General features: G+C 32.9%; 9 protein-coding genes. 4 read left to right on the top strand and 5 right to left on the bottom strand.

Going from position 1 to position 6,000, the window contains the following annotated elements:
• Together IJI93_RS07295 and IJI93_RS07290 are read left to right on the top strand one after the other, a co-directional pair.
• On the top strand, nucleotides 1-685 hold a 685-nt coding region (locus tag IJI93_RS07295; protein ID WP_292821694.1), incomplete at its 5' end, for a hypothetical protein.
• 293 nt (nucleotides 686-978) lie between these two features.
• The gene (locus IJI93_RS07290; RefSeq protein ID WP_292821692.1) at nucleotides 979-1,239 is read left to right on the top strand and encodes a transcriptional regulator; all 261 of its coding nucleotides are present in this window, start codon (nucleotides 979-981) and stop codon (nucleotides 1,237-1,239) included.
• Here IJI93_RS07290 and IJI93_RS07285 read toward each other — a convergent pair.
• The 3 genes from IJI93_RS07285 to comD all read right to left on the bottom strand — a co-directional run bounded on the left by IJI93_RS07285 (nucleotide 1,236) and on the right by comD (nucleotide 2,662).
• A complete protein-coding gene (locus tag IJI93_RS07285; protein ID WP_292821690.1) occupies nucleotides 1,236-1,499 on the bottom strand; it encodes a MarR family transcriptional regulator in 264 nt (87 codons plus the stop codon). The two genes, IJI93_RS07290 and IJI93_RS07285, sit on opposite strands and share 4 nt — an antisense overlap.
• A 127-nt stretch (nucleotides 1,500-1,626) precedes the next feature.
• Entirely contained in the window at nucleotides 1,627-2,166 is a 540-nt protein-coding gene (gene comE / locus IJI93_RS07280) for a sulfopyruvate decarboxylase subunit beta (RefSeq protein ID WP_292821688.1), read from the bottom strand.
• Between the two features lie 4 nt (nucleotides 2,167-2,170).
• Nucleotides 2,171-2,662, bottom strand: a complete 492-nt coding sequence (comD, locus tag IJI93_RS07275; RefSeq protein WP_292821686.1) for a sulfopyruvate decarboxylase subunit alpha — start codon at nucleotides 2,660-2,662, stop codon at nucleotides 2,171-2,173.
• A gap of 190 nt (nucleotides 2,663-2,852) precedes the next feature.
• Here comD and cofH point away from each other — a divergent pair, with 190 nt between their 5' ends.
• Together cofH and IJI93_RS07265 are read left to right on the top strand one after the other, a co-directional pair.
• Nucleotides 2,853-3,971: a 5-amino-6-(D-ribitylamino)uracil--L-tyrosine 4-hydroxyphenyl transferase CofH gene (gene cofH, locus IJI93_RS07270; RefSeq protein WP_292821684.1), complete on the top strand. Its 1,119-nt coding sequence runs from the start codon at nucleotides 2,853-2,855 to the stop codon at nucleotides 3,969-3,971.
• A gap of 8 nt (nucleotides 3,972-3,979) precedes the next feature.
• Nucleotides 3,980-4,567 carry a deoxynucleoside kinase gene (locus tag IJI93_RS07265; RefSeq protein ID WP_292821682.1) on the top strand — a complete coding sequence of 196 codons (588 nt, stop codon included), beginning with the start codon at nucleotides 3,980-3,982 and terminating at the stop codon, nucleotides 4,565-4,567.
• Here IJI93_RS07265 and IJI93_RS07260 read toward each other — a convergent pair.
• Both IJI93_RS07260 and priS read right to left on the bottom strand, forming a co-directional pair.
• Nucleotides 4,564-4,821, bottom strand: a complete 258-nt coding sequence (locus IJI93_RS07260; protein WP_292821680.1) for a hypothetical protein — start codon at nucleotides 4,819-4,821, stop codon at nucleotides 4,564-4,566. The genes IJI93_RS07265 and IJI93_RS07260 overlap by 4 nt on opposite strands.
• Nucleotides 4,822-5,799, bottom strand: a complete 978-nt coding sequence (gene priS / locus IJI93_RS07255; RefSeq protein WP_292821678.1) for a DNA primase catalytic subunit PriS — start codon at nucleotides 5,797-5,799, stop codon at nucleotides 4,822-4,824.
• Between the last annotated feature and the right edge of the window lie 201 nt (nucleotides 5,800-6,000).

The raw sequence follows: 6,000 nt of genomic DNA, 5'->3' as shown, positions 1-6,000 counted from the left end.
ACAGACTGTTAAGTCTGATGCGAATGGTCAGGCTATTGTTTCCGTTGCTGACTTGGAACTAGGCACCTACACAGCATCTGTTTCCTACAATGGTAACAGTAAGTACAATTCATCCATTACAACTGTTGATTTCACAATAACCAAAATTATGACTAGTATTTCAATGTACTATGACAGTGAAACTAATGAATTGGTTGCTACATTAATCAACGCTGAAACTGGCAAAGCCATTAAAGGCGGTAATATTGTATTTAACTTGGAAGGTACAAAGACTGCTATTAAAACAGATAAGCTAGGTCAAGCAAGACTTGCCGTTTCCGGTGTGGATTTAGACAACTTCCATGCGGCAATTTCTTATGGTGGAAACAGCAAATACCTCAAGTCCACAGCTTCAATAGATATCGTAGCTGGAAAAATACCAACTAAAGTTTCCAATGTCTACAACATGGAAACCCAAGAGGCAGTTGCCACATTGACCAACAACCAAACAGGCCAAGCAATTAAAGGTGCAACCGTTGTATTCAACATAAATGGGGTAAAGACTGCTTTCAAAACAGATAAGCTAGGTCAAGTCAAAATATCAGTTGCAGAACTTGATTTGGGTTTAAACTCAATAAGCAGCTCATACGGCGGAAACAGCAAATACAGTAAAACAACCGCTAACATAAATATATTTAAAATCTAAAAATCCGGGAGATATTTTAATCTCCTTAAATTTTCTTTTTTTTCAATAAATTCAATTGTCTATCTACATAGGCATGTTAACTTTATTGCTTTTCTCATGAGGTCTTTATAATAATTAAAAGTATACTTCATTATTATTAATGTGTTTCAAAAATTAGCATGAAATTTTAATAGTTATTTTCATTATAATGGTTTTATTTTTCAACCGCAATTCTTAAATACATATGATTAACACAATTTATAATGTAAGTAAAAATATTTAATGTATATATTGATGACAATTTGGGGATAATTATGGATGATGAAACGCTAAAAAAATATGCTTATGTAAATATTTCAAGCTATAGGGTAAAAGCAGTAAAATCCCTACAAGAGGGAGATAAAACTCCAACACAATTAGCAAACGATTCAAATATTCGTGTTAATCACATATCCAAAGTTTTAAAAGAATTAAAAGATCATGAAGTTGCCGTCTGCATTAATGAAGAAAAACGAAAAAATAGAATTTATAGGTTAACCAATGTGGGTCATGAAATTGTGGATTATTTAGATTAATTTAATAGTTTGATTATTTCTAAACCCAACTCGCTGCATTTATATAATCTTCCCTTTCTTACTTCTTCATTAACGCAAATCACTAATTTTTGTTTTTTCAAATCAGATAATGCAGCTGATACCTGACTAGTACTTGCGTTAATGTCTTTTGCAATTTCAGATGGCATTTTTAAAGTGTCATTAAGTGATTTTAATGTCTTTGTTCGATAAGTGGATATTTTTACATATCCAAGAATTTCATATAAATTATCTTCATTCATAGTAATTATTTTTTAAATTCCCTTAATAATGTTTTTATATCAATTATATTTTTTTATATTTATTTAGACATAATTTACTACTAATTTGGATAAAATCAAATATAATTAAGTAATTATAATAAGTTTATTACTCAATAGATTTCATAAATCTGTTTTTTATTTCAACTGGACTTAAATCAATAATTGGTGCAGAAGAGTTTCCCGCTTCTGTTTCATATACAATAAAACTCGCATTATCACTTTTTATTATCTCGGATAACTCAATATCCTCAAATTTAAAGCTATTTTTAAATCCTACGCTTTTTGCTATTTCACATAAATCGATTACTTGAGCATAAGTATCCTGATTTCCAGTTGAACCATAAGCTCCATTATCTATAACAATCCAAGTTAAATTTGAAGGGTTATGTGCAAATATTGTTACAAGAGAACCCATATTCATCAGAAGTGACCCATCCCCATCAATCACAACAATGTCCTTATCCGGTCTGGATAGCGCAAGACCGAAACCTATTGATGATGCAAGCCCCATTGATCCGATCATGTAAAAGTTTTCTTGCCTATCTTTAATGTCATATAACTCACGTGAGGGAAATCCAATATTACAAATAACAATTTCATCTTCAATGTTTTTCATTATATCAATTATTGCTTCTCGTCTTGCCATGCCATCACCAATAACTAATTTCTAAGAGTATTGAAACCGGTTTTCCTTCTTCCTGTGATAAATCCCATGAAGTTACAATATCCTCATATGCAGCTTCAGGATTTCCTGGTTTGAAAAATCTAAAATCCATTGCCTCTAAAATTCGTGGAGTTGACTCTCCCATCGGAACTTGTCCGCAAATAGTCTCCCCATCAGTTCCTCTGTGGCTCATTATCATAAGCAGTGGGAATTCATATAATTCCATCAGTGATTTTAAAGCATTAATTGAGTTTCCAAGTCCTGAATTTTGCATTAATATTGCAGGTTTTTTACCTCCAAGAATTGCGCCTGCACATATTCCGATTCCTTCCTCTTCACGTGTAACCGGAATATGGATTATTTCTTCATCTTCATCAATCATATTTAATAATTTTGATAGGTTAACGCACGGAACACTTACAATGAAGTCAATTCCAACATCTTTTAGGCCATTATAAATAGCTTCACTACTATCCATTCTATCACATCTTAGATTATATTATTCATCATTTAAATAAATATTTCATTCGTTAAATATATTATTTTCCTATATTTTTTAATTTCAATTATTTATAATTCATTATTTTAATTTATATTATTCCATATTTTCATAGATTTGATTAAAGTAATAGAAAGCTTTTTATTTAATTTAATAGTAATATATAACCATGTTTGATAAACTGCCAGTATCTTCTGAAACTGAGAAAATATTAACAAAATCTTTAGATGAAGAAATTACTGTTGAAGAAGCGAATCATTTGATGAATATTCAAGGTTCTGATTTTTACCCTTTACTTGCAACTGCTGACTATTTGAGGCAAGAAATTGTTGGAGATAATGTCACTTTCATTAACAACTGCAATATTAACTTCACCAATATATGCACTGTCAGATGTGGCTTTTGCGCATTTGGAAAAGATGTGGATGACCCAGAAGCCTATATTTTAAGTGATGAAGAGATTTTGGCAAAAGCTGATGGGGCTGTTGAAAAGGGAGCTCGTGAATTTACTTTAATGGGCGGCGTTTTGCCTGATGCAGACATTGAATATTATGAACATTTATTAGAGTTGCTTAAAGGAAAACATCCTGATGTCTCGATTCATGGTTTTTCACCAACTATGATTAATGATGCAGCTATTTTATCCGGTATTGATATGGCTGAAGCATGTGAAAGATTGAAATCTGCCGGTTTGGATACATTGCCGGGAACTGCTGCGGAAATTTTGACTGACAGGTCCCGTGAGATAATATGTCCTGAAAAGGTCAGCGTTCAGGAATGGATTGATGCGGTTAGGACTGCTCATGAAGCCGGAATTCCTGGTTCTGCTACAATAATGTATGGGCATGTTGAAACTTTAGAGGAACGTGTTGAGCATATTGACATTATTCGTCGCTTACAGGAAGAAACTGGGGGTTTTACAGAATTTATCCCTATGACATTCATGCATGAATACTCTCCAATATTCTTGGAAGGCCAAAGAAATCTTGGAGCTACAGGAACAGAAGATTTAAAATTATATGCAGTTTCTAGGTTGATGTTAAGAGATTTGATTCCAAATATACAGGTGTCCTGGGTAAAAATGGGATTCAGGTTTGCCCAAGTTTCGCTGACTGCTGGTGCTAATGATTTAGGTGGGACCTTAGGAGGGGATGAACTTTCAGAAGCTTCAGGCGCGCCTGATGGAGTAGAGGCATCAATTGAAAGCTTAGGAAATATCGTTAGAAACTTGGGAAGAAATCCAATGGAGAGAAATTCAAAATACACGGAATTTTATCCGATAGATTAGGTGAGGTTATGAACAAATTCATTGTCATTGATGGATTGGATGGATGCGGTAAGGATACGCAGGTCAATCTGCTTGTTGATGCATATGAAAAGCAGGGAAGGCAAGTCACTGTCAGGTCTCATCCATGCTGTGATAATAAATTTGGCAGAAAATCAAAGCAGGCTCTCCTGCAATCCGGTAAGATAAATCACCTTAAGGCTACAATCTATTTTGGACTTGATGCTTTAAGATCAGTTCATATGTATTATTATAATAAGGATACTGATGTTTTGATTTTTTCAAGATATACGATGGCGGTTGCATATCTTCCAAATGTAGTTAATGTCATCGTTTATAAAATCGTTTCACTGGTTCTCCCAAAATCAGATTGTATGTTCTTTTTGGATGTAACTCCGGAAGAATCATTAAGACGTATCCAATCACGTAATGAAGATGAGGAAATGTTTGAAAACATTGATGCTTTAAGGGAAGTACGTTCAAAAACAAGTAAGGTTACCTATGAATGGAATGTTGTTCCAGCAGATGATTCACCAGAGGTAATCAGCAGCAAAATAATTTCAAAATGCTTTGAATCGGATAAAAAATTATTGAATTAAACTACTTCTTTTATTCCAGAATCCGTGATTATCATCAATGAATTGAGATAATCCAAAACGATTGAAACTATTGGATGAGTTTGGATATCCTTGTGGATGAAAACAAGTTCTTTTTCTACTATGTCAATCCAATTGACATGATACACTACAACACCATTAACTATTAGCCCTAAAAATTGTGGAACAAAGCGATTTTCACTAATCTCTTCAAAGTATTGGCTTTTTCTCAGGATTTGCCTTAAAACATCTTCCATCTAAACACCTTTTCTTTCATATACAAATTTAGGAACTGCTTTTGAGAAAGGATCAAATGTTTCTCTGTTTTTGACTTCCATGCATTTCATGCTAACTTTTGAGTGAAGTGATGATGGAAGTCTTAAAATTCTTTTTAAATCAATAGTTACTTTTGCATCAATTGTAGCTAAATTGACGCGAGCCATAGCATCAACTAAGTTTTTGTATCGTCTAGGGCCAATATCCCTTTTGAAATATCCCCAGTTATCATCTTCAAGGTGGTGTCTTGATGCGATAATGTCTTTCATTAACTTAGGGTTTATTCCGTCAAGCTTTTCATTGCCGACAAGATGCTGAATGTTGAATTTAACTTTATCGGTAAATATTTTTGAATATCCTACGGGAATTGAGAAGTGTTCAAAATTGAAACTTTGATTTGAAACTTCAGGATTTACAAATTGTGATTTGGGAACTTCTGCACCTGCAACATACTTCAATACTTCAGACCTAAGTTCGCTACTGGCAAACATCATTTCCTCATCTAGAATTCTGATGTGATATCCTCTTCCTGAATATATTAAATGAATGTTTTTAAGACCTAAATCGGATTCTAATGTATCAATAAGGCCATTAACTATTTCTAAAGCTTCACCTAAACATACTTCACACACGCCCTCGCATTGGCATGACCTGATTGGAATATCTTTTGCATCAACATCAAAAATGTATTCTGCCTTTAGCCAGTCCTCTCTTCTTTTTGGATTATTATAGAATGCTACTGATATGTATGCTGCAAAAGGAGCTTTATATCTTAAGAATTTTCTTAAAGAGTCTTTTCCTCTGAAAACTTTATATCTATCGTTTGGTCCAGTCCCGTTATGGTCAAAACCAAACTCCCTCTTTTTCAAATCAGTAGTGATGAAGTCAGGCAAGTCATTTTCGGACCATTCTTCACGATAGTATTGTCTTCTCTCCTTAATGGTAGCTTTAGAAAACATGATTAATAGTTACTTTTTTAAAGTATATATTATTTGGTAAAATGCGATTTTACACATTTGTGCATTGGTGAATTTTCTTATTAAAATTCTTCCTAATTTTTTATTTTCTATTTTGTGATTTTTTCATTGAGTTATTGTAAGAATATTAATTAATTTTTATTATTTTTGAGAATAATCATATTACAATATTTTTTTGTTAAA

This window comes from Methanobrevibacter sp. (genome assembly GCF_017431965.1).
GTDB lineage: Archaea > Methanobacteriota > Methanobacteria > Methanobacteriales > Methanobacteriaceae > Methanocatella.
The sequence above is the reverse complement of the archived record's forward strand: the minus strand, read 5'-3'. Positions and strand labels throughout refer to the sequence as shown.